The following is a 24562-nucleotide window of genomic DNA, read 5'->3' on the forward strand; positions in this document are numbered from 1 at the left end:
CACTTCTCACGAAGGCGGGGCTTTTTGGCAGTTGAGGATCAGAACAAATCGATCGGCGCCTGCTCATCCGCTGGCAGCGGACTGCCCGGCACGGTGCCATTGCCGATCTCATTGACCGACGGCGGCGTGTCCTCAGCCTTGAACAGCTCGAAGTAGGCGCCCGGTGTGCTCGGCGATGCTGCGCGACCGCTGACCGGGTCCACCCGCAGGCTGAGGATGCCTTCCGGCTCCGGCTGGACATGCGGCGGCTTGTCCTTGAGCGCTGCGCTCATGTAGTTCATCCAGATCGGCAGTGCCACGGTGCCGCCGAACTCCCGGCGACCCAGGCTTTCCGGCTGGTCGAAACCGGTCCATACGGTGGTTACGTAATCGGCGTTGTAGCCGGAGAACCACGCATCCTTGGATTCGTTGGTCGTGCCGGTCTTGCCGGCAATGTCGCTACGGCCCATGGCAAGTGCACGACGGCCGGTGCCGAGCTTGATCACGTCCTGCAACATGCTGTTGAGGATGTAGGTGGTACGGCCATCGACGATGCGCTCGGCAACTGCTGGAGCTTGCGGCATGGCGGCGCTGCCCGGCGCTTCACCCGGAACCGGCGCTGCATTGACCGTGAACGCCTGAGTGGCGGGTGCGGCAATGCCATCGGTGGCCGCGCCGCCCTGCGGTACGGTCGGCGGGTTGGCGACGAACAGCGTGTCGCCATTGCGACTTTCGATCTTGTCGATGATGTACGGGGTGATCTTGTAGCCGCCGTTGGCGAAGGTGCTCCAGCCGGTGGCGATTTCCATCGGCGTCAGGGTCGCGGTGCCCAGCGCCAGCGACAGATTTGGCGGCAGGTCCTGTTTGTTGAAGCCGAAGCGGGTGATGTAGTCGATGGTCTTGCCTACGCCCATGGCTTGCAGCAGGCGGATCGAAACCAGGTTGCGCGACTTGTACAGCGCTTCACGCAGACGGATCGGGCCGAGGAAAGTGTTGGTGTCGTTCTTCGGACGCCAGACCTTGTCCAGGTACTCGTCGACAAAGACGATCGGCGCGTCGTTGACCAGGCTGGCGGCGGTGTAGCCGTTATCCAGTGCGGCGCTGTAGACGAACGGCTTGAAGCTCGAGCCCGGCTGACGCTTGGCCTGCATCGCGCGGTTGTAGTTGCTCTGCTCAAAGGCGAAGCCGCCGACCAGGGAGCGGATCGCGCCATTCTGCGGATCCAGCGAGACCAGTGCGCCCTGCGCCTGCGGAATCTGGCTGAACTTCAGCGAATTGTTCGGCTGGCGCTGCACGCGAATCAGGTCGCCGATCTGTGCCACATCCGACGGCTGACGCGGGTTGGCGCCCATGCTGTTGGTATTGAGGAACGGTCGCGCCCATTTCATGGTGTCCCACGCCACGTGCTCTTCGCCGGTGCGGGTCAGCACTTGCAGGCCGTTCTTGTCGACCTGGGTGACGATCGCCGGCTCGAGGCTGCTGATGGTGCGTTGCTTGGTCAGTTCGGTCGCCCAGGCTTCGCGGGTCTTGCCCGGCAGGCGCGATTCAGGGCCACGGTAGCCGTGACGCTGGTCGTAAGTCATCAGGCCTTCGTGCAGCGCGGTGTTGGCCATTTCCTGAAGGTTGCTCGGCACCGTGGTGGTGACGCGGAAACCTTCGGTATAGGCGTCGCTGCCGTAGCGGCCGACCATTTCGGCACGGGCCATTTCGGCGATGTACGGCGCGTTCACTTCCGGGGTCGGTACGTGATAGCTGGCGTTCAGCGGCTCATTGATCGCGGCGGTGTAGTCGGCTTCGGTGATCTTGCCGAGCTTGTACATGCGGCCGAGGATCCAGTCGCGACGCTCCTTGCTGCGCGCCGGGTTGGCCAGCGGGTTGAAGCGCGACGGGGCTTTCGGCAGACCGGCGATCATCGCCATCTGCGCCAGGCTGACTTCGCGGATCGACTTGCCGTAATACACCTGCGCCGCCGCCTCGATGCCGTAGGCGCGGTTGCCCAGATAAATCTTGTTTACGTACAGCTCAAGGATCTCGTCCTTGGTCAGCTGCCGCTCGATCTGCAAGGCCAGAAGGATTTCCGTGGTCTTGCGTGAAAAGCTGCGTTCGCTGGTCAGGAAGAAGTTCTTCGCCACCTGCATGGTGATGGTGCTGCCGCCGGACTGGATGTGCCCGCTCTTGACCAGTTGGGTCGCGGCACGCATCAGGCTGCTCGGATCGACGCCGTAGTGATTGGCGAAATTGTCGTCTTCAGCACTTAGTAACGCATTGATGAAATTGGGGGGAATGTCGGCGAAACGGATCGGTGTGCGGCGCATTTCGCCAAATTCTGCGATCAACTTGTTGTCGCTGCTATACACCCTCAGTGGAATCTGCAACTGAATGCTTCTCAGCGCCTCCACAGATGGCAAACCCGGACTAAGGTAAAGAAACGCGCCGCTGAGACCTAAAAGCAGTCCGCAGAAAACGGCGACGATGGACCAACCGAAAAATTTCAGCAGACGAATCAAGGCTTTTGGACATCCAGGGCAAAGAATGAATTTGGCGACAGGGTTCCGGAACACACAGAACGGCCCGCGCTGGCAGTAAAAAGCGGAAAAAATCGCTGGGCATTATAAGCACTTTTCCGCCGAGGGCGTCATTTGCGCTTCTGTCAAGACGGGGCGAGGGAACGCAATGCGCATTACAGAGTCCGTAACTCACGGATAGTCATAGGGAATTGGTAGTGCTAGGACTCTTCAATAAAAAGGCCAATACGTTACTGGGGATCGACATCAGTTCCACTTCGGTGAAACTGCTGGAGCTGAGTCGTCAGGGGGAGCGCTACCGGGTCGAGGCGTATGCAGTCGAGCCGTTGCCGACTAATGCGGTGGTCGAAAAGAACATCGCCGAACTCGAGGGTGTTGGCCAGGCGTTGTCCCGGGTGCTGGTCAAGGCGCGCACCGGGTTGAAAACCGTGGCAGTGGCGGTGGCCGGGTCGGCGGTGATCACCAAGGTCATCGAGATGGACGCCGGACTGTCCGACGACGAACTGGAAAACCAGCTCAAGATCGAGGCCGATCAATACATTCCCTATCCGCTGGACGAGGTCGCCATTGACTTCGAAGTCCAGGGTGTTTCGCCGCGCAACCCCGAGCGGGTCAACGTACTGCTGGCCGCCTGTCGCAAGGAAAACGTCGAAGTCCGCGAAGCGGCGCTCGCTCTCGCCGGGCTGACTGCGCGGGTGGTGGATGTCGAGGCCTATGCGCTGGAGCGCTCTTTCGGCCTGCTGGCCACGCAACTGGCCGCGTCCCAGGACCGACTGACGGTGGCCGTGGTCGACATCGGCGCCACCATGACCACCCTCAGCGTCCTGCACAACGGCAGGATCATCTACACCCGCGAACAACTGTTCGGCGGTCGACAGCTGACCGAGGAAATCCAACGTCGTTATGGCCTGACCCTTGAACAGGCGGGGCTCGCCAAGAAGCAGGGCGGTCTGCCGGACGACTACGTCGGCGAGGTGCTGCAACCGTTTCGCGAGGCACTGGTGCAGCAGGTATCGCGCTCTTTGCAGTTCTTTTTCGCGTCTGGCCAGTACAACGCCGTCGATCACATTCTGCTGGCCGGAGGCACGGCGTCGGTGCCCGGGCTCGACCGGCTGATCGAAGAGCGCCTGAACACCCCGACCCAGGTCGCCAACCCGTTTTCCGACATGGCCTTGAGCAGCAAGGTCAACGCCGGGGCCCTGGCGAGCGATGCGCCGGCCCTGATGATTGCCTGCGGACTCGCGCTCAGGAGTTTCGACTGATGGCGCGGATTAACCTTTTACCTTGGCGCGAAGAGCGGCGCGAAGAGCGGCGCAAGCGCTTTCTGCTGGCCTTGACGGGGGTGGTGGTCGGCTCCGTCGGCGCGGTGCTGATTGCCGACCAGATCATCAGCAATGCGATCGCCCGGCAGGTTTCGCGCAATGACTACATCGGCAAACAAATCGCCGTGGTCGACGAGCGGATCAAGCAGATCAGCGAGCTCAAGGCCCATCGCCAGCAACTGGTGGAGCGCATGCGCATCATCCAGGACTTGCAGGTCAACCGGCAGATCAGTGGGCGGATCTTCGATCAGTTGGCGCGCACACTGCCTGACGGGGTGTATTTCACCGACGTGAAAATGGTCGGCAAGACCCTGTCGATCAGCGGCGCGGCGGAATCGAACAATCGTGTGTCCGACCTGATGCGCAACCTTGATGCCTCCGACTGGTTCGACGCGCCCAACCTCAATGAAGTGAAAGCCACCACCGCCGGACAAGTGGATCAGGCCAATGTTTTCCAGCTGACCGTTCGCCAGACTCGACCCAAAATCGAGGAGGACGACCAATGAAACCGTCCGAGTGGCTGGAAAGTCTGCGCAATATCGACTTCAACGACCTTGATACCAGCAATATCGGTTCCTGGCCGGCGGCGGCCAAGAGTCTGGCCGGCGGGCTGCTGATGGTGCTGGTTCTGGCGCTTGGCTATAACTTTTTCATCAGTGATCTGGAGTCCCAACTCGAGCTCAAGCGCGAGGAGGAAGTCACGCTCAAGGAGCAGTTTGCGAGCAAGGCGAGCATGGCCGCCAACCTGGAGCTGTACACGCAGCAGATGAAGGAGATGGAAAACTCGTTCGGCGTACTGCTGCGACAATTGCCCAGCGACACCGAAGTGCCGGGGCTGCTGGAGGACATCACCCGCACCGGGCTGGGCAGTGGTCTTGAGTTCGAAGAGATCAAGTTGCTCCCGGAGGTCACCCAACAGTTCTACATCGAGCTACCCATCCAGATTACCGTGACGGGCGCCTATCACGACCTCGCCACATTCGTCAGTGGCGTAGCCGGGTTGCCGCGTATTGTCACGCTGCACGATTTTGAGCTGGCGCCGGCGAATCCTGAAGGCGGGACGAAGTTGCGCATGAGCATCCTCGCCAAGACCTACCGCTACAACGACAAGGGGCTGCAAAAATGAGCCCGATCCGGTTTTTCACCTTGTCGACCTTGATACTTGCGCTGGGTGGCTGTGGCGGCGATGACTTCAGTGACCTCGACGCCTACATGAACGAGGTGCGGCTTCGCCCTCCCGGCAAAATCGAGCCGACGCCGGCTTTTCGCACCTATCCGACGTTTACCTACAGCGCCGCCAGTCTGCGTAGTCCGTTTTCGCGCCAGGTGCGGGTAGATCTGGCTGGACACAAACAGGGTTCACGAGACGTCAAGCCCGACCCCAACCGGGTCAAACAATACCTCGAAGGTTTCAACATCGAGCAGTTTGAAATGGTCGGCACGATCGCCAATGCCTCCGGCTCCTTCGCGCTGCTGCGGGGGGCTGGGGGAGTTCATCGGCTCAAGGTCGGCGATTATCTGGGACGTAATGACGGGCGCATCGTCGCCATCAGCGCTTCCCAGGTCGATGTGGTGGAAATCGTTCCCGACGGAGAAGGTGCCTGGCTGGAGCGGCCGCGCACCATTCCTTTGAAAGAGCACTCATAGTGGAAGTTGAACAATGAACAGGATTTTATCCACCTTCGGTATTTCGCTATGGATAGCGCTGCTTTCGCCGATGGTACAGGCAGCCAATCTGAAGGCGCTGGACGTCGCGGCACTGCCGGGCGAGCGGGTCGAACTGAAGCTGTCGTTCGACGGCCCGCCCCCGCAACCCAAGGGCTACACCACCGATTCGCCGGCACGGATCGCACTCGACCTGCCGGGTGTCGCCAGTCAGCTGGCGAGCAAGACCCGTGACCTGGGCAGCGGCAATGCCCGCACGGCCACCGTGGTCGAGGCCAATAATCGTACACGGCTGATCATCAGTCTGACGCAACTGGCACCGTACGACACCCGGGTCGAAGGCAATACGGTATTTGTGGTGGTCGGGCAAGGCAGCAAAGCCGCTGCCCCGCGTACGGCGACTCGCACGCCGCGCGCAGCAGCTGCGGCAGTGCCAGTCCGCACGTTTGCGCCGACCGCCAGGGCCATTCGCGGTGTGGACTTTCAGCGTGGAACGGCGGGCGAAGGCAATGTCGTCATCGACCTTTCCGACCCGACCATCGCCCCTGATATCCAGGAGCACGACGGCAAGATCATTCTCAATTTCGCCCGTACCCAATTGCCAGAACCGCTGCGGGTGCGCCTCGACGTCAAGGATTTCGCCACCCCGGTGCAGTTCGTCAATGCCGGTGTCAGCGGTGATCGCGCGACGATCACCGTCGAGCCCAGCGGTACTTTCGACTATTCCACCTACCAGACCGACAACAAGCTGACCGTCAGCATCCGGCCGTTGACCGTCGATGACCTGCAAAAGCGCAACGCTGACCGCAACAGCTATAACGGCGAAAAGCTCTCGTTGAATTTCCAGGACATCGATGTGCGTTCGGTGCTGCAACTGATCGCCGACTTCACCAACCTCAACCTGGTGGCCAGCGATACGGTACAGGGCGGCATTACCTTGCGTCTGCAGAACGTGCCGTGGGATCAGGCGCTGGATCTGGTGCTCAAGACCAAAGGCCTGGACAAACGCAAGGTCGGCAACGTGTTGCTGGTGGCGCCGGCAGATGAAATCGCCGCCCGCGAACGGCAGGAACTGGAGTCGCAGAAACAGATCGCCGAACTGGCACCGCTGCGCCGCGAACTGCTGCAAGTGAACTACGCCAAGGCTGCGGACATCGCCAAGCTGTTCCAGTCGGTCACCAGCGCTGAGGCGAAGGTCGATGAACGGGGTTCGATCACCGTCGATGAGCGAACCAACAACATCATTGCGTACCAGACCCAGGATCGCCTCGACGAGCTGCGGCGGATCGTGGCGCAACTGGATATTCCGGTGCGTCAGGTGATGATCGAGGCGCGGATCGTCGAGGCCAACGTCGATTACGACAAGAGCCTGGGCGTGCGCTGGGGCGGTTCGATCCAGAACAAGGGCAACTGGAATACTTCCGGGGTCAGCAACGGCTCTTCGACCACCATCGGTACGCCGGGCAGCACCAGCACCAACTCGCCGTTCGTCGACATGGGCACGGTCAACAACACGTCCGGGATCGGCATCGCGTTCATCACCGACAATGTTTTGCTCGACCTTGAGCTGACTGCGATGGAGAAGACCGGCAACGGCGAAATCGTCTCGCAGCCCAAGGTGGTCACCTCCGACAAGGAAACCGCGAAAATCCTCAAGGGCACCGAGATCCCGTATCAGGAAGCCAGCTCCAGCGGCGCTACGTCGGTGTCCTTCAAGGAGGCGTCGCTGTCGCTGGAAGTGACGCCGCAGATCACCCCTGACAACCGCATCATCATGGAGGTGAAGGTCACCAAGGACGAACCGGATTACCTGAACAAAGTGCAGGATGTACCGCCGATCAAGAAAAACGAGGTCAATGCCAAGGTGCTGGTGAACGACGGCGAGACCATCGTGATCGGGGGCGTTTTCTCAAATACTCAAAGCAAGGTCGTAGATAAGGTGCCATTTCTTGGCGATGTGCCGTATCTTGGCCGCCTTTTCCGGCGTGATGTGGTTTCGGAGAAAAAATCCGAGCTGCTGGTATTTCTCACTCCGCGTATCATGAATAACCAGGCGATTGCTGTGAGTCGTTGATTCTGTGCGAAATTTGATTCTTGTAGGACCGATGGGGGCTGGAAAAAGCACCATCGGCCGATTACTGGCCAAAGAGCTGCGCCTGCCGTTCAAGGATTCCGACAAGGAAATTGAACTGCGTACGGGCGCCAATATCCCGTGGATCTTCGACAAGGAAGGCGAGCCCGGCTTTCGTGACCGTGAGCAGGCGATGATCGCCGAGCTGTGCGCGTTCGACGGCGTGGTGCTGGCGACCGGTGGCGGCGCCGTGATGCGCGATGCCAACCGCAAGGCCCTGTACGAGGGCGGGCGGGTGGTGTATCTGCACGCCTCCGTCGAGCAGCAGGTCGGCCGCACCTCTCGCGACCGTAATCGGCCATTGCTGCGTACTGCCAATCCGGAGAAAACCTTGCGCGATCTGCTGGCGATCCGTGATCCGCTTTATCGGGAAATCGCCGATCTGGTGGTGGAAACCGACGAGCGGCCGCCACGCATGGTCGTGCTCGATATTCTCGACCGCCTGGCGCAGCTTCCGCCCCGTTAAAGCATCGCTCGAAATGCGCTATCCTCGGCGTCCTGTCACAACCCGCCGAGGTTGTGGCGGATGGCGTGCGAGCGGCGTCATACCCGCTATAGGCCGCAGACAACCAATAATTCAGGGCAGGACGCCTGCTTCCATCTTCACTGTGGGGACACATGCAGACACTCAAGGTCGACCTAGGCGAGCGCAGCTACCCGATTCACATTGGCGAAGGATTACTGGACCAGCCTGAACTGCTGGCCCCACATATCCACGGGCGGCAAGTGGCAATCATCTCCAACGAGACCGTTGCGCCGCTCTATCTCGAGCGTCTGACCCGCAGCCTGGCGCAGTTCTCGGTGGTTTCCGTGGTGCTGCCCGACGGCGAAGCCTTCAAGAACTGGGAAACCCTGCAACTGATCTTCGACGGCTTGCTGACCGCCCGTCATGACCGTCGCACCACGGTGATCGCCCTTGGTGGCGGTGTGATCGGCGACATGGCCGGTTTTGCAGCCGCCTGCTACCAGCGCGGCGTCGATTTCATCCAGATTCCCACCACGCTGCTGTCTCAGGTCGATTCGTCGGTCGGCGGCAAGACCGGGATCAACCATCCGCTGGGCAAGAACATGGTCGGCGCGTTCTATCAACCGAACGTGGTGCTGATCGATACCGCGTCCCTGAAAACCCTGCCAGCGCGCGAGCTGTCGGCCGGCCTGGCGGAAGTTATCAAGTACGGTCTGATCTGCGACGAGCCGTTCCTGACCTGGCTCGAGGACAACGTCGACGCCCTGCGTGCGCTGGATCAAACGGCCCTGACCTATGCCATCGAGCGTTCCTGCGCTGCCAAGGCGGCGGTAGTCGGCGCCGACGAAAAAGAAACCGGCGTACGGGCCACCCTCAATCTCGGCCACACCTTTGGCCACGCCATCGAAACCCACATGGGCTATGGTGTCTGGTTGCATGGCGAAGCGGTCGCCGCTGGCACCGTGATGGCGCTGGAAATGTCCGCGCGCCTGGGCTGGATCAGCGAGCAGGAGCGTGATCGCGGCATCCGCCTGTTCCAGCGCGCCGGTCTGCCGGTGATCCCGCCGGAAGAGATGACCGAAGCCGATTTTCTTGAACACATGGCAATTGACAAAAAAGTGATCGACGGTCGCTTGCGCCTGGTGCTGCTGCGCCGGATGGGCGAAGCGGTGGTGACCGACGATTATCCGAAAGAGGTTCTACAGGCCACGCTGGGAGCGGATTACCGCGCTCTGGCTCAGCTTAAAGGTTAATAAGATTCCGATGACTAGTTTGCATGCCGACGAGGCGTTTCTCGGCCATTTCCAGTTAAGTCACGACCCTTTCGCGCCGCGGGTGCCGGGCTTCAAATTCTTCCCGGCCCAGCGCAAGCCGGTGCTGGGGCAGTTGCATCATCTGGCGCGTTACAGCCAGTTGTTGCTGGTAGTCACCGGCCCGCAGGGCAGCGGCAAGACCCTGCTGCGTCAGGCGCTGGTTGCCAGCACCAACAAGCAATCGGTGCAGAGTGTCGTCGTTTCCGCCCGTGGCGCCGGCGATGCAGCCGGTGTGCTGCGTCAGATTGCCCAGGCGCTGGACGTGGCCCAGGCCGAAGTCGGGGCGATCCTCGATCAGGTCGTGCAGCTCGCGCTGACGGGGCAGGAAGTCTATCTGCTGGTGGACGATGCCGAGCAACTCGACGAGTCCGCACTTGAAGCCCTGATGGCGCTGGGCGCCGGCGCGCCGGAAGGCCGCCCGCACGTGTTCCTGTTCGGTGAGTCGTCGCTGATCGCCCAGCTCGAGGCTTTGCACCTCGAGGAAGAGCGCTTCCACGTCATCGAATTGCAGCCGTACACCGAAGAAGAAACCCGCGAGTATCTCGACCAGCGGCTCGAAGGCGCGGGCCGGGGTGTCGAACTTTTCACCGCGGATCAGATCTCTGATATTCACGAAAGCTCCGAGGGTTGGCCGGGCAACATCAACCAGGTCGCTCGCGATGCTCTGATCGAAGTCATGATTGCCAGCCGCTCTGCGGTCAAGCGTCCAAGTATGGGGTTCAACATGCCGAAGAAACACGTATTGGCGATTTCCGCCGTCGTTGTGGTCGCGGTCGCTGCCGCCTGGCTGATGCCGGGTCGCAACAAGGCACCGACCACCGGTGCGCCGGCCAACGAGCAGGCCCAACTGCCATTGGGCCAGGGCACGCCGCAGGCGGGTGGCGCGCCGTCCGTCGAATTCAACGGCAATACCCAGCCGATGCCGCTGCCGCTGGTCGGCAACTCGCAGCCGGTGATGCGCGGTCCGCTGGCTGAAGCGGCGGGCGGCATTACCGAAGGCGACGACGGTGTGCCAGTCGAGGGTTCCAGCAACACACCGCCGACCGTGACCACCACCGCGCCACCCGCGGGCGTTCAGGCCGGCCCTGCGCCGACCCCGGTTCCAGTCCCGGCACCGAAGCCGACCCCGGCACCGACCCAGGTCGCTACCGCCAAGCCTGCTCCGGCCGCTCCAGCGGCCAAACCGGCTCCGGCGCCTGCCAAGCCTGTTGCCGCCGCCAAACCGGCCGAGAAGCCCGTCACCGTCGCCAAGGCCGCCGGTGGCAGCTGGTACGCCGGTCAGCCGACCAGCAACTACGTAGTGCAGATCCTCGGCACCAGCTCCGAAGCGACCGCGCAAAGCTTCGTCAAGGAGCAGGGCGGCGAGTACCGTTATTTCAAGAAAGTCCTCAACGGCAAGCCTCTTTACGTGATCACCTACGGCAACTTCGCCAATCGTGATGCAGCCGTTTCTGCCATCAAGGCCTTGCCAGCGAAGGTTCAGGCTGGTAAACCTTGGCCTCGCACTGTCGCCAGCGTCCAACAGGAACTGGCAACAACTCGCTGAAGATTCGGCGGCCTTACCCAGGCCGCCTCTCCAAGCACCTCAAAATTTCTACAAGTGCGCGCCGCCCTTACGGGTCGCGTGCCTTGTGGTGTCTGCGTCACAGTAGTCTTTGAGTCGTTGCGGTCAAAATTAAAAAAGTTTTGACTAGCACAGCAGATCGCTTTAAACCTTTCACAAATGCGACATGAATTTGCGACATTTCGTCGTCAAATTTGTGAGCCTCTGTGTCGCTGTGTACAATGACCACCCTTTTGCCCCCGCTAAGCCGGCGTACGTTCGGCGCGAGATGCAAGTGGTTGAATTGAAAAGAAATTTGCCTCGAAAAGAGGCAGCCTGGTGAGAAAGTGTCTATGAAAGCAGGTCTGTACCAACCAGATGAATTCAAGGATAACTGTGGTTTCGGCCTGATAGCCCATATGCAGGGCGAGCCCAGTCATACCCTTTTGCAAACGGCCATCGAGGCCCTGACCTGCATGACCCACCGCGGTGGGATTAATGCCGACGGCAAGACCGGTGACGGTTGCGGTCTGCTGATTCAAAAGCCCGACGCGTTCCTGCGTGCCATTGCCCAGGAAACCTTCAGCGTCGAGCTGCCCAAGCAATATGCCGTGGGCATGGTCTTCTTCAATCAGGATCCGGCCAAGGCCGAAGCCGCTCGCGAGAACATGAACCGCGAGATCCTCGCTGAAGGCCTGCAACTGATCGGCTGGCGCAAAGTGCCGATCGACACCAGCGTCCTCGGCCGCCTGGCCCTTGAGCGCCTGCCGCAGATCGAGCAGGTGTACATCGGTGGCGAAGGCCTGAGCGATCAGGACATGGCGGTCAAGCTGTTCAGCGCCCGTCGTCGTTCGTCGGTGGCCAACGCCGCCGACACCGACCACTACATCTGCAGCTTTTCCCACAAGACCATCATCTATAAAGGCCTGATGATGCCGGCCGACCTGGCCGCGTTCTATCCGGACCTGGGTGACCAGCGCCTGCAAACCGCAATCTGCGTGTTCCACCAGCGCTTCTCCACCAACACCCTGCCGAAATGGCCGCTGGCCCAGCCATTCCGCTTCCTCGCCCACAACGGCGAGATCAACACCATCACCGGCAACCGCAACTGGGCTCAGGCCCGTCGCACCAAGTTCACCAACGATCTGATGGATCTGGAAGAACTCGGCCCGCTGGTCAACCGTGTCGGTTCCGACTCTTCGAGTATGGACAACATGCTTGAGCTGATGGTCACCGGCGGCATCGACCTGTTCCGTGGCGTGCGGATGATCATTCCGCCAGCGTGGCAGAACGTCGAAACCATGGACCCGGATCTGCGTGCGTTCTACGAGTACAACTCGATGCACATGGAGCCGTGGGACGGCCCGGCCGGCGTGGTAATGACCGACGGTCGCTATGCGGTGTGCCTGCTCGACCGTAACGGTCTGCGCCCGGCGCGCTGGGTCACCACCAAGAACGGTTTCATCACCCTCGCGTCGGAAATCGGCGTGTGGGACTACAAGCCTGAAGACGTGATTGCCAAAGGCCGTGTCGGCCCGGGCCAGATCTTTGCCGTGGACACCGAAACCGGGCAGATCCTCGACACCGACGCGATCGACAACCGTCTGAAATCCCGTCATCCGTACAAGCAATGGCTGCGCAAGAATGCCCTGCGCATCCAGGCGACTATGGAAGACAACGATCACGGTTCGGCTTTCTACGACGTCGATCAGCTCAAGCAATACATGAAGATGTATCAGGTCACGTTCGAAGAGCGCGATCAGGTACTGCGTCCGCTTGGCGAACAAGGCTACGAAGCCGTCGGCTCGATGGGCGACGACACGCCGATGGCCGTGCTGTCCCAGCGTGTGCGTACGCCGTACGACTATTTCCGCCAGCAGTTCGCGCAGGTGACCAACCCGCCGATCGACCCGCTGCGTGAAGCGATCGTGATGTCGCTGGAAATCTGCCTCGGTGCCGAGCGCAACATCTTCCAGGAATCGCCGGAACACGCCTCGCGCGTGATCCTCAGCTCGCCGGTCATTTCCCCGGCCAAGTGGCGTTCGCTGATGAACCTCGATCGCCCGGGTTTCGAACGGCAGATCATCGACCTCAACTACGACGAAAGCGTCGGTCTCGAAGCGGCGATCCGCAACGTCGCCGATCAGGCTGAAGAAGCCGTGCGTGCCGGTCGTACCCAGATCGTTCTGAGCGACCGCCATATCGCTCCGGGCAAGCTGCCGATCCACGCTTCGCTGGCCACCGGCGCGGTGCATCACCGCCTGACCGAAAAAGGCCTGCGCTGCGACTCCAACATCCTGGTTGAAACCGCCACCGCACGCGATCCGCATCACTTCGCGGTGCTGATCGGTTTCGGCGCCTCGGCGGTCTATCCGTTCCTGGCCTACGAAGTGCTGGGCGACCTGATCCGTACCGGTGAAGTCCTGGGCGACCTCTACGAGGTGTTCAAGAACTACCGTAAAGGCATCACCAAAGGTCTGTTGAAGATCCTGTCGAAGATGGGTATCTCGACCATCGCGTCCTATCGCGGTGCGCAGTTGTTCGAAGCCATCGGCCTGTCCGAAGAAGTCTGCGACCTGAGCTTCCGTGGCGTGCCGAGCCGTATCAAGGGTGCGCGTTTCGTCGACATCGAAGCCGAGCAGAAAGCACTGGCCACCGAAGCCTGGAGCCCGCGCAAGCCGATCCAGCAGGGCGGTCTGCTGAAGTTCGTCCATGGTGGCGAATATCACGCGTACAACCCGGACGTGGTCAACACCCTGCAAGCCGCCGTGCAGCAGGGCGACTACGCCAAATTCAAGGAATACACCTCGCTGGTGGACAATCGTCCGGTGTCGATGATCCGCGACCTGTTCAAGGTCAAGACTCTCGACACGCCGCTGGACATCAGTGAAGTCGAGCCGCTGGAATCGGTGCTCAAACGCTTCGACTCCGCCGGTATTTCGCTGGGCGCCCTGTCGCCGGAAGCTCACGAAGCCCTGGCCGAAGCCATGAACCGCCTCGGCGCGCGTTCCAACTCCGGCGAAGGCGGCGAAGACCCGGCGCGCTACGGCACCATCAAAAGCTCGAAAATCAAACAGGTCGCGACCGGCCGTTTCGGGGTGACCCCGGAGTACCTGGTCAATGCCGAAGTGCTTCAGATCAAGGTCGCCCAGGGCGCCAAGCCGGGCGAGGGCGGGCAACTGCCGGGCGGCAAAGTGAACGGGCTGATCGCCAAACTGCGTTACGCAGTGCCGGGCGTGACTCTGATTTCGCCACCGCCGCACCACGACATCTATTCGATCGAAGACTTGTCGCAGCTGATCTTTGACCTGAAACAGGTCAACCCGAAGGCGCTGGTTTCGGTGAAACTCGTGGCTGAAGCGGGCGTCGGCACCATCGCCGCCGGTGTGGCCAAGGCCTATGCGGATTTGATCACCATCTCCGGCTACGACGGCGGCACCGGTGCTTCGCCGCTGACCTCGATCAAATACGCGGGTGCACCGTGGGAACTCGGCCTGGCCGAAACCCACCAGACCCTGCGCGGCAACGACCTGCGCGGCAAGGTCCGGGTACAGACCGACGGCGGCCTGAAAACCGGCCTCGACGTAATCAAGGCAGCCATCCTTGGCGCCGAAAGCTTCGGCTTCGGTACTGCACCGATGATCGCGCTGGGCTGCAAATACCTGCGTATCTGCCACCTGAACAACTGCGCCACCGGCGTCGCGACCCAGAACGAGAAGCTGCGCAAGGATCACTACATCGGCACCGTCGACATGGTGGTGAACTTCTTCACCTACGTCGCCGAAGAAACCCGTGAGTGGCTGGCCAAGCTGGGCGTGCGCTCCCTCGAAGAGCTGATCGGCCGCACCGATCTGCTGGAAATCCTCGAAGGCCAGACCGCCAAGCAACATCACTTGGACCTGACTCCGCTGCTGGGCAGCGATCACATCCCGGCGGACAAGCCTCAGTTCTGCGGCGTCGAGCGCAACCCGCCCTTCGACCAGGGCCTGCTGGCCGAGAAAATGGTCGAGATGGCGACGTCGGCGATCAACGACCTCAGCGGCGCCGAGTTCGATCTGGATATCTGCAACTGCGACCGTTCGATCGGCGCACGGATCTCCGGCGAAATCGCGCGCAAGCACGGCAACCAGGGCATGGCCAAAGCGCCAATTACTTTCCGCTTCAAGGGCACTGCAGGTCAGAGCTTCGGCGTGTGGAACGCCGGCGGTCTGAACATGTACCTGGAAGGCGACGCCAACGACTACGTCGGCAAAGGCATGACCGGTGGCAAGCTGACCATCGTGCCGCCGAAGGGCAGCGTTTATAAGACTCAGGAAAGCGCCATCATCGGTAACACCTGCCTGTACGGCGCCACGGGGGGCAAGCTGTTCGCCGCCGGCACCGCAGGCGAGCGTTTCGCCGTGCGCAACTCCGGTGCCCACACGGTTGTGGAAGGCACTGGCGATCACTGCTGTGAGTACATGACCGGTGGTTTTGTCTGCGTTCTGGGCAAGACCGGTTACAACTTCGGCTCTGGCATGACCGGCGGTTTCGCCTACGTGCTCGACCAGGACAACACCTTCGTTGACCGGGTCAACCACGAACTGGTGGAAATCCAGCGGATCAGCGGCGAGGCGATGGAAGCCTATCGCAGCCACCTGCAGAACGTGCTGAACGAGTACGTCGCGGAAACCGACAGCGAGTGGGGGCGTGAACTCGCCGAGAACCTCGATGACTACCTGCGTCGTTTCTGGCTGGTCAAGCCTAAGGCTGCCAACCTGAAGTCGTTGCTTTCCAGCACCCGTGCCAACCCGCAGTGATATGCGCCTGAAGAGTTTGATGAGGTTTTAACAATGGCTGAACGTCTGAATAACGACTTCCAGTTCATCGACGTCGGGCGCAAAGATCCGAAGAAGAAACTGTTGCGTCAACGCAAGAAAGAGTTCGTTGAGATTTACGAACCGTTCAAACCCCAGCAGTCGGCCGACCAGGCCCACCGCTGCCTGGGTTGCGGCAACCCGTACTGCGAATGGAAGTGCCCGGTGCACAACTTCATTCCGAACTGGCTGAAGCTGGTGGCCGAGGGCAACATCCTCCAGGCCGCCGAGCTGTCGCACCAGACCAACACCCTGCCGGAAGTCTGCGGCCGGGTGTGTCCGCAGGATCGTCTGTGCGAGGGTGCCTGCACCCTCAACGACGGTTTTGGCGCGGTGACCATCGGTTCGGTCGAGAAGTACATCACCGACACCGCGTTTGCCATGGGCTGGCGCCCGGACATGTCCAAGGTCAAGCCGACCGGCAAGCGTGTCGCGATCATCGGTGCAGGCCCGGCGGGCCTCGGTTGTGCCGACGTGCTGGTGCGTGGCGGCGTGACCCCGGTGGTGTTCGACAAGAACCCGGAAATCGGTGGTCTGCTGACCTTCGGCATTCCCGAGTTCAAGCTCGAGAAGACCGTGCTGAGCAATCGCCGCGAAGTCTTCACCGGCATGGGCATCGAATTCCGCCTCAACACCGAGGTCGGCAAGGACGTGACCATGGAGCAACTGCTCGCCGAATACGATGCCGTGTTCATGGGCATGGGCACCTACACCTACATGAAGGGCGGTTTTGCCGGTGAGGACCTGCCGGGCGTTTATGACGCGCTGGACTTCCTGATCGCCAACGTCAACCGCAACCTGGGCTTTGAAAAGTCGCCGGAAGATTTCGTCGACATGAAAGGCAAGAAGGTCGTGGTGCTGGGCGGCGGCGACACGGCGATGGACTGCAACCGCACGTCGATCCGCCAGGGCGCCAAGTCGGTGACCTGCGCCTATCGTCGTGACGAAGCGAACATGCCCGGCTCGCGCAAAGAGGTGAAGAACGCCAAGGAAGAAGGCGTGAAATTCCTCTACAACCGTCAGCCGATCGCCATTGTTGGCGAAGACAAGGTCGAAGGCGTGAAAGTGGTCGAGACCCGTCTCGGCGAACCGGACGCCCGTGGCCGTCGCAGCCCCGAGCCGATTCCGGGTTCCGAAGAAATCATCCCGGCTGACGCCGTGGTCATCGCTTTCGGTTTCCGCCCGAGCCCGGCGCCGTGGTTCGAGCAGTTCGAAATCCAGACCGACAGCCAGGGCCGCGTCGTTGCGCCCGAGCAAGGTCAGTACAAGCACCAGACCAGCAACCCGAAAATCTTCGCCGGTGGCGACATGGTGCGCGGTTCCGACCTGGTGGTGACGGCGATCTTCGAAGGCCGCAATGCGGCTGAAGGGATCCTGGATTACCTGGGCGTCTAACCCCGGATCCTGAGCCAAAAGCAATAACCCTGTGGGAGCGAGCCTGCTCGCGATGGCAGTGAATCAGTCACCAGATGTATTGGCTGACACTCCGCTATCGCGAGCAGGCTCGCTCCCACAGTTGTTTCTCAGTGTTGCTGATAGCGCATTTCCAGCGCGACAAATTGACCCGATAGACAAAAGGCTGACCTGCATCCGTGCCTTTTGCGTCGCGCTCTGAGAAAATGCCCGCACTTTTTTTCCGGATGCCGACATGACTGCCCTGAAGAACGACCGTTTCCTCCGCGCCCTGCTCAAGCAACCCGTAGACGTCACCCCTGTGTGGATGATGCGCCAGGCCGGTCGCTACCTGCCGGAATACCGCGCCAGCCGCGCCCAGGCCGGTGATTTCATGAGCCTGTGCATGAATCCGGAATTCGCCTGCGAAGTCACGCTGCAACCCCTCGACCGCTATCCGCAACTGGACGCGGCGATCCTGTTCTCCGACATCCTCACCATTCCCGATGCCATGGGCCAGGGCCTGTACTTTGAGACCGGTGAAGGTCCGCGCTTCAAGAAAGTCGTCAGCACCCTGGCCGACATCGAAGCCCTGCCGATCCCGGATCCGCACAAAGACCTCGGCTACGTGATGGACGCGGTCAGCACCATCCGCCGCGAACTGAACGGCCGTGTGCCGCTGATCGGCTTCTCCGGCAGCCCGTGGACCCTCGCCACTTACATGGTCGAAGGCGGTTCGTCGAAGGACTTTCGCAAGACCAAGGCGATGCTCTACGACAACCCGCAAGCCATGCACCTGCTGCTGGACAAGCTGGCGCAGTCGGTGACTTCATACCTGAATGGTCAGATCCAGGCCGGTGCGCAAGCGGTACAGATCTTCGATACCTGGGGTGGCAACCTGTCGGCGGCGGCTTATCAGGAATTCTCCCTGGCCTACATGAAGAAAATCGTCAGCGGCCTGATCCGCGAGCACGACGGTCGCAAAGTGCCAGTGATTTTGTTCACCAAGAACGGCGGCCTGTGGCTGGAAAGCATCGCCGACGCTGGCGCCGACGCACTGGGCCTGGACTGGACCTGCGACATCGGCAACGCCCGCGCCCGCGTTGGCGACAAGGTCGCGCTGCAAGGCAACATGGACCCGACCGTGCTGTACGCGAAGCCGGAAGCGATCCGCACCGAAGTCGGGCGCATTCTCGCCAGCTACGGCAAAGGCAGCGGCCACGTGTTCAACCTCGGCCACGGCATCACCCCGGAAGTCGATCCGGAACACGCCGGCGCATTCCTGCGTGCGGTGCACGAGTTGTCGGCGCAGTATCACGAGTGATCGGCGCTCAGCTCTAATGGTAGAAATCAAAAACGCCCGGCTTATGCCGGGCGTTTTTGTTTGCGATGGGTTTAGCGACCGATGAGTTGTTCGGCGTAGCGGGCGATGATGTGGTCGAAGGGTTTTTGATTGGGGATTGCGGTAGTTCTGATCGCCGTCACCAACCGCTCAAGCTCTTCCTCGCTGACTTGCATGACGAACTCATCATCGAAGAGGCGGCGGATTGTGTCCTGACGTCGATTTTTGAGGTAGGCGATGTCTAGCGCCAATACCTCGATCATCTTTGTGGCGGGAAGGTCGTCAGAATCTTTTGGTTGAATTTCGCCGTTTTGCAGATATCGGAAACGCTGCTCGCAGTTCTCGTCGGTGGGAGAAATGTGTTGGTTTTCGTCGAACCAGTTGCCCTTCTTATGGCCGCAGTGCAACGGATTGCCGGGCTTGGTTTCTCGCAGGCAGGAGGCATGGAGGTTGTGAAACTCCAACGCTAGCTCTTCGAAATGCTCTTGAGGTCTGAAGTGCTCGATATGGCTGGTCGAGGCATCTATTTCCCGGCCGCAATAACAACAGAAGAAGCCTTGCTCCTTAAGCAGGGCATTATGCAAATCCCGTTTTTGCGGGTTTTGTAGCGTTGGGTAAGTTGGACTCCACTCGTCGTTCGCCGAGTTTTTCCAATCTGTAAATGAAGCGGGTTCAGTTCCTTTGAGCACTCGCTTCATTTGCCGAGAATCTCCTTGCGCCTGATCAGTGCTTCGGCGCCGGCAAATTCCGGTAGGTCGGGGGCTTTCTTTTTCAGCGCCTCAAGTTGTGATTTTGCCTTTTCGAGGTTGTTGTCTTCCAATGTGGAAAAAAGCTCGGACAGCAGATCTTCGATTTCTGGTTCGCGCTGCGTAGCGCCCATTACCTCTTCAAGCACGCTGCTGGAATCCAGACCGTAGGTGACCCGCGGATGAGTAGGATCCCCGTTGTGCAACAGGATCACTTCTTGAGGTTTAAGGCTGCCGATGATTTGTGGGGAGTGGCTTGCGGCGATGAATTGGACTTTGGGAAATGCCTGTCTCAATGCAGGCACGATGCTGCGTTGCCAGGCAGGGTGGAGGTGAATATCCAGTTCGTCGATGATCACCACGCCGGAGGTGTTCTTCAGGACGTCTTTGCCCATGTGGGGATTGAGGATGCACATGCGACGAGCGATATCGGCGAACAGCGCAATCATCCCGCGCTGGCCATCACTCAGATTGCTGAACTTCGAAGTGGTGTTGCCGCCCAAATCAACAATCAAGCTCGCAAGTTCGACGTCGTAATAAAGTCCACGTGAGGCCGGCAACATCGCTTGCAAGGCAGAATTTACGAGTGAAAGCTCATCGTCAAGCTCAGTTCTTGACTTGGCAGACCGATAGGCTCTTTGCAGTTGCTCCAACGTTTTTTTAACGAGCCAACTCTCGAAGTCTTGTAGGTTGGTAGCTGCGTTAGACCAGTTTTTATAACCATCAAGTCGCGATAATTTGAATGTTGCAGCCTGTTCTGTAGATGCACTACTGGTAGTCCAGCGACGGTCTGCTCGATAAAAAGCGATCAGCGGAAGCTCAGTGTTTTCTGCGAGTGTCGACGGGTCGAAGTTCTTCGTTTTCAAAACAGGTAAAGGTGCAAACTCATCATCTGAAAGCCGGTGCTTTGTTCGAGCCCAAAATAAGTTATTAAAGACATCTCCCTGGCAATCAAGAATCAGTGGGAAAGTCTTTTCAAAGCGGGTTCCGTTTGTGTGATGGTTGATAACGGTACGTACATCGTCATCATCAGATATCTGCATAGGGTGGCCCGCCGAGGCGAATATTTCGCCAAAACTCTGAGCCACGGCATTCAACAACGTGGTCTTCCCGCTCCCATTAACCCCCACCACCAGATTGAATCCCGGCTGAAAGTCGAACGTGACATCTTCGTAGCAACGAAAATTCTTAATGTGGAGACGGTCCAGGCGCATTCTGGCTTCCCTTTACCAAAGCGGACGAATGCCGTCAGTGTACCTTGGTCGGTGATTACCGCTAGGGCGCAGTTGTGGCTAAACCTTTTCGCCACCACCCAGCGGCGGTAACTTCGCCAGCTTCAACGCCACCAACAGCGCCACCAGCAACAGCGCGCCGATGAACAGGCCAATCCCGTTCCATCCCGCCATGTGCCAGAACACCCCGCCCGCCGTCCCGGCGATGCTCGAGCCAGCGTAATAGCTGAACAGGTACAGCGACGACGCCTGGCCCTTGGCCTTGAGCGCCCGACGGCCGATCCAGCTGCTAGCCACCGAGTGGGCGCCGAAGAAACCGAAGGTGAAGATCAGCATGCCAATGATCACCAATGGCAGCGGTGTGAACATCGTCAGGGCGAGGCCGGCGAACATCAGTGCGATGGTGGCCCACAGCACTTTGCGGCGGCCCAGTTTGTCGGCCAGCGAACCGATTTTCGCCGAGCTGTAAATGCCTGACAGGTACACCACCGACAACAGTCCCACGAACACTTGATCCATGTGGTACGGCTCGGCCAGCAGGCGATAACCGATGTAGTTGAACAGCGTGACAAACGCTCCCATCAGCACGAACGCCTCAAGAAACAGCAGCGGCAGGCCGGCATCGCGAAAATGCATGGTGAAGCCGTCGAGCAGGCTGCGCGGGTGCAGCGAGCGGGAGCGGAAGTTGCGCGACTCCGGCAGGATTTTCCAGAACACCGCCGCTGCAACCAGCGCCAGGCCACCAATCACCATCATCGCCGTGTGCCAGCTGACGAAGTCGATCAGCACTCCAGTGATTAGCCGCCCGCTCATGCCACCAATCGCGTTGCCGCCGATGTACAGGCCCATCGCCAGACCGATGTGCTGCGGATGGATTTCCTCGCTCAGGTACGTCATCGCCACCGCCGCCAGACCGCTCAATGACAGTCCGATCAGGGCGCGCATGATCAGCACGCCATGCCAGCTCGGCATCATCGAACTGGCGATGGTGCACAGGGCCGCAGCAAACAGCGCGGCAACCATCACCGGTTTGCGCCCGACCCGATCGGAAATCGGGCCGGTGATCAGCAGACCGAACGCCAGCATGCCGGTGGCCACCGACAGGATCAGGCTGCTCTGGGCCGCGTTGATAGAATATTCGTGGGACAGCAGCGGCATCATCGGTTGCACGCAGTACAGCAGGGCGAAGGTGGCGAAGCCGCCGCTGAACAGCGCGAGCACCGTGCGCATGAACGCGGGCGTGCCTTTCTCGATGTAGATCTCTTGCAGTTCGGTCAGCACATCGTCCGCCGCAGCGGGCGGGACTTCATGGGCCAGTGGAGCGACGGCGGTTTTCACATCAGACCTCGGAGGGCGCGGGCAGGCAGGCAATGAAAAAATCATATAGCTGGCTAATGTTTCTATCCAATATATTGTTCGACCTGTTTGATAGCTTTCACGACCTAATGGGGTGTCCATGGAATTGCGTCATCTGCGCTACTTCATCGCCGTTGCCGAAGAACTGCACTTCGGCCGCGCCGCACAGGTGCTGGGCATCTCCCAGCCACCGCTGAGCCAGCAGATCCAGGCGCTGGAACAGGAAGTCGGCGCGCGGCTTTTCGAGCGAACCAATCGTCGGGTCGAGCTCAGCGAGGCCGGGCGCCTGTTTCTGGAGGAAGCGCGGCTGGTGCTCGCGCAGGTCGATAAGGCGGCCGACGTGGCCCGCCGCGCGCAACTCGGCGAACTGGGTGAACTGAAGATCGGCTTCACCTCATCGGCGCCGTTCAACTCGACCATTCCCCAGGCGATTTTTTCCTTCCGTCAGCGCTTTCCTGCGGTACATCTGAACCTGCGCGAGATGAGCAGCACCATGGTGGCCGACGCATTGGTGGACGAATCGATCGAGGTCGGCATCATGCGGCCGCTGGGTTTGCCGGATTCGCTGAGCGTGGTCGAGTTGATGCGCGAGCCATTGGTCGCGGTGCTCAGCTCCAAACATCCGTTGGCGCAGGGATCTGAAGAGGGGCTGTTCCTCTCGGCGCTGGCCCTCGAACCGTTTGTGTTTTTTCCGCGCAGCTACGGCAGCGGTCTCTATTCGCAGTTGATCAGTCTGGCCCGTGACGCTGGGTTCAGCCCCCACTTCGCCCAGGAGGCCGGCGAAGCAATGACCATCATCGGTCTGGTAGCGGCGGGTTTGGGCGTGTCGGTACTGCCGGCGTCCTATCAGCGGATGCGCATCGATGGCGTGGTTTATCGACCCTTGCTCGATCCTGAAGCGATTTCGGCCGTGTGGCTGGTGCAGCGCAAAGATCAGAAATCACCGATGGCCAAGGCGTTTGTCGAACTGCTCACGCGCAAGGTTGAAGCCGGTTGATCAGGGCAGCCGCACCAGATCACCCTTCAACGCCACCCGCGTCACAAACACCCCCGCGCGACACTCGTAAGTGTTCAGATCCTTGCGCACATGCTGGTCGTAGTAGCTGACGATATTGGTCACTGCATTCGCCCCGACACGCTTGGCCTCGGCCTGTAGCGCAATCAGATTCGACTGCAACACCCACTCGCAGGAGTCGTGATCGCTCTTGTTGAAGCCGTTGGTCTTCAAGTCACTGACCACCCCGCGCTGCAACAACCGCTGAGTCCCCTGAGGCCCATTACCGACCAGATAAAACTTCACACTGCCATCCAGCCGCCCGGCGCGCATCGCATCCGACACGACTGTTTCGAACGGCATGTACATCAGATTGGTGGCGTGGCTGGCGCTGGGCAGCAGGCCGAGAAGGGCGGCGGTGATCAGGGCTTTCGCTTGCATGGTTGTCTCCTTGACGGTGAAAGAGAACCGCGAGTACTTGACCGATCGGGCTCGCCGTTCCGGCAGGCGCAGTGTGTCGGCCTGTTTGAGCGAGTGTAGTTGTGGTGCATGGATTTGGTGGCTGGGCTCCGTACATTTCGAGTAACGGAACTGTCTTAGGGAATATGGCCGTTGTTGCGCAAAATCAGTTCTTTTTCAAACGAGTGTCACGGATGCCACTTCGATATCAGCCTAAGGAGGGCAGCGTTTTGATTTGCGATTTCAGGGGTTATGAAATCCCCGAGATGGTCAAAGTCAGACCTGTGGTTGTGATACGTAAACATCGAACCAACAGCTTGTTGGTAACAGTAGTGCCGTTGAGTACCACCGCCCCTGACTGCTTGCTCGGGCACCATCTTGAACTTGCAAGTCACCTTCAGGGAGCCAGTCCGACCTGTTGGGCAAAGTGCGACATGGTTGCCACGGTTAGTCTTTCGCGGCTTGATCGGATCAAAAGTCGGGATCGGCAAAGCAAGCGCATTTACCTGATCTCACATCTTGCAACAGACGAATTTCACGCTATCAAAACCGCAGTCAGACGGGCGTTGGGACTGTGATGGCAATGCAAGTGGCACATCGAAGCCAAATGCTAGCCGTTGCTCGACAGTCACTTTCAGGCAATACTGCCGGCGTTCCCGAAAGGGGCTTGTGAGACTCTGAGGATCCTGGGTAACCAGCCACCGCAGAGCCAGGCAGGTGACAGGCGATGACAAGCCAACCTGTTTGTGAAAGGGCGCCGAAAGGCGCCCTTTGTCGTTTCCGGCAGTTACTGAACCGTCGCCAGATCACCCTTCAATGCTACGCCGGCCATGATTGCGCCCGCGTGGCATTCGTAGGTTTTCGCATCCTTGCGCTCGTTGCTCTTGTAGAAGCTGACGATGTTGGTCACGGCGTTGGCGCCGGCGCTTTTTGCGGCCTGGTGCAGGCTGATGATCGCCGATTGCACGACCCACTCGCAGGCTTCCTGGTCGGTCTTGTTGAAGGCGTTGGTCTTCTTGTTGGTCACGGCGCCGGGGCTGACGACGGTGACTTTGCCGGCCGGGGCGTTGCCCGCCAGATAGAACTTCACGCTGCCGTCGATCTTGCCGGTGCGGGTCGCTTCGGCGACGGCCTTGTCAAACGGCAGGTACACCGCCGTGTCACGGGCTTGGCTGACCGCGGGCAAGGCGCAGATGAGCAGGGTGGCAGCGAGTTTCTTGAAGTGCATGGAGGTCTCCTTG

General features: G+C 60.2%; 19 protein-coding genes. 13 read left to right on the forward strand and 6 right to left on the reverse strand.

Annotated elements, in window-relative coordinates:
* Positions 1-38: 38 nt before the first annotated feature.
* A complete protein-coding gene (locus N8H71_RS22810; RefSeq protein ID WP_262195766.1) occupies positions 39-2486 on the reverse strand; it encodes a penicillin-binding protein 1A in 2448 nt (815 codons plus the stop codon).
* A gap of 215 nt (positions 2487-2701) precedes the next feature.
* On the opposite strand from N8H71_RS22810, the gene N8H71_RS22815 reads away from it, so the two are divergent.
* The 11 genes from N8H71_RS22815 to hemE all read left to right on the forward strand — a co-directional run bounded on the left by N8H71_RS22815 (position 2702) and on the right by hemE (position 18516).
* A complete protein-coding gene (locus N8H71_RS22815; RefSeq protein ID WP_262195767.1) occupies positions 2702-3766 on the forward strand; it encodes a pilus assembly protein PilM in 1065 nt (354 codons plus the stop codon).
* On the forward strand, positions 3766-4332 hold the full coding sequence (locus N8H71_RS22820) for a PilN domain-containing protein (RefSeq protein ID WP_262195768.1): 567 nt from the start codon (positions 3766-3768) through the stop codon (positions 4330-4332). The genes N8H71_RS22815 and N8H71_RS22820 overlap by 1 nt, the downstream gene beginning before the upstream one ends.
* Entirely contained in the window at positions 4329-4952 is a 624-nt protein-coding gene (gene pilO / locus N8H71_RS22825) for a type 4a pilus biogenesis protein PilO (RefSeq protein WP_262195769.1), read from the forward strand. The genes N8H71_RS22820 and pilO overlap by 4 nt, the downstream gene beginning before the upstream one ends.
* Positions 4949-5473, forward strand: coding sequence for a pilus assembly protein PilP (locus tag N8H71_RS22830; RefSeq protein ID WP_262195770.1), 525 nt, complete (start codon positions 4949-4951; stop codon positions 5471-5473). The genes pilO and N8H71_RS22830 overlap by 4 nt, the downstream gene beginning before the upstream one ends.
* Before the next feature lie 13 nt (positions 5474-5486).
* A complete protein-coding gene (pilQ, locus tag N8H71_RS22835; protein ID WP_262195771.1) occupies positions 5487-7565 on the forward strand; it encodes a type IV pilus secretin PilQ family protein in 2079 nt (692 codons plus the stop codon).
* A gap of 4 nt (positions 7566-7569) precedes the next feature.
* On the forward strand, positions 7570-8088 hold the full coding sequence (aroK, locus tag N8H71_RS22840) for a shikimate kinase AroK (RefSeq protein ID WP_045122915.1): 519 nt from the start codon (positions 7570-7572) through the stop codon (positions 8086-8088).
* Between the two features lie 152 nt (positions 8089-8240).
* Positions 8241-9341: a 3-dehydroquinate synthase gene (gene aroB / locus N8H71_RS22845; RefSeq protein WP_011332082.1), complete on the forward strand. Its 1101-nt coding sequence runs from the start codon at positions 8241-8243 to the stop codon at positions 9339-9341.
* 10 nt (positions 9342-9351) lie between these two features.
* Positions 9352-10947 carry an AAA family ATPase gene (locus N8H71_RS22850; RefSeq protein WP_007952374.1) on the forward strand — a complete coding sequence of 532 codons (1596 nt, stop codon included), beginning with the start codon at positions 9352-9354 and terminating at the stop codon, positions 10945-10947.
* A gap of 350 nt (positions 10948-11297) precedes the next feature.
* A complete protein-coding gene (gene gltB / locus N8H71_RS22855; RefSeq protein ID WP_262195772.1) occupies positions 11298-15743 on the forward strand; it encodes a glutamate synthase large subunit in 4446 nt (1481 codons plus the stop codon).
* A 33-nt stretch (positions 15744-15776) separates the two neighbouring features.
* Positions 15777-17195 carry an FAD-dependent oxidoreductase gene (locus tag N8H71_RS22860; protein ID WP_007909438.1) on the forward strand — a complete coding sequence of 473 codons (1419 nt, stop codon included), beginning with the start codon at positions 15777-15779 and terminating at the stop codon, positions 17193-17195.
* A gap of 253 nt (positions 17196-17448) precedes the next feature.
* Positions 17449-18516 (forward strand): uroporphyrinogen decarboxylase, encoded by a 1068-nt coding sequence (hemE, locus tag N8H71_RS22865; protein WP_007952372.1) that lies wholly within the window; start codon positions 17449-17451, stop codon positions 18514-18516.
* 71 nt (positions 18517-18587) lie between these two features.
* On the opposite strand, the gene N8H71_RS22870 is transcribed toward hemE, so the two are convergent.
* From N8H71_RS22870 to N8H71_RS22880, 3 genes are all read right to left on the reverse strand, one after another.
* A complete protein-coding gene (locus tag N8H71_RS22870) occupies positions 18588-19232 on the reverse strand; it encodes a retron system putative HNH endonuclease (RefSeq protein WP_262195773.1) in 645 nt (214 codons plus the stop codon).
* A complete protein-coding gene (locus tag N8H71_RS22875) occupies positions 19229-20494 on the reverse strand; it encodes an AAA family ATPase (protein WP_262195774.1) in 1266 nt (421 codons plus the stop codon). Before N8H71_RS22875 ends, N8H71_RS22870 begins: the two co-directional genes overlap by 4 nt.
* A 78-nt stretch (positions 20495-20572) precedes the next feature.
* Entirely contained in the window at positions 20573-21850 is a 1278-nt protein-coding gene (locus N8H71_RS22880) for an MFS transporter (RefSeq protein WP_262195775.1), read from the reverse strand.
* A gap of 118 nt (positions 21851-21968) precedes the next feature.
* Here N8H71_RS22880 and N8H71_RS22885 point away from each other — a divergent pair, with 118 nt between their 5' ends.
* Positions 21969-22865, forward strand: a complete 897-nt coding sequence (locus tag N8H71_RS22885; protein ID WP_262195776.1) for a LysR family transcriptional regulator — start codon at positions 21969-21971, stop codon at positions 22863-22865.
* Here the strand turns inward: N8H71_RS22885 and N8H71_RS22890 are convergent, their stop codons facing one another.
* Positions 22866-23303 (reverse strand): excinuclease, encoded by a 438-nt coding sequence (locus tag N8H71_RS22890; protein WP_102686841.1) that lies wholly within the window; start codon positions 23301-23303, stop codon positions 22866-22868. It abuts the gene before it with no gap.
* A gap of 212 nt (positions 23304-23515) precedes the next feature.
* Here N8H71_RS22890 and N8H71_RS22895 point away from each other — a divergent pair, with 212 nt between their 5' ends.
* Positions 23516-23899 (forward strand): type II toxin-antitoxin system PemK/MazF family toxin, encoded by a 384-nt coding sequence (locus tag N8H71_RS22895; RefSeq protein ID WP_262195777.1) that lies wholly within the window; start codon positions 23516-23518, stop codon positions 23897-23899.
* Positions 23900-24108: 209 nt separating this feature from the next.
* Here the strand turns inward: N8H71_RS22895 and N8H71_RS22900 are convergent, their stop codons facing one another.
* On the reverse strand, positions 24109-24549 hold the full coding sequence (locus N8H71_RS22900; RefSeq protein ID WP_007952363.1) for a hypothetical protein: 441 nt from the start codon (positions 24547-24549) through the stop codon (positions 24109-24111).
* Between the last annotated feature and the right edge of the window lie 13 nt (positions 24550-24562).

The organism is Pseudomonas koreensis, assembly GCF_025447595.1.
Taxonomy (GTDB): Bacteria; Pseudomonadota; Gammaproteobacteria; order Pseudomonadales; family Pseudomonadaceae; genus Aquipseudomonas; species Aquipseudomonas koreensis_H.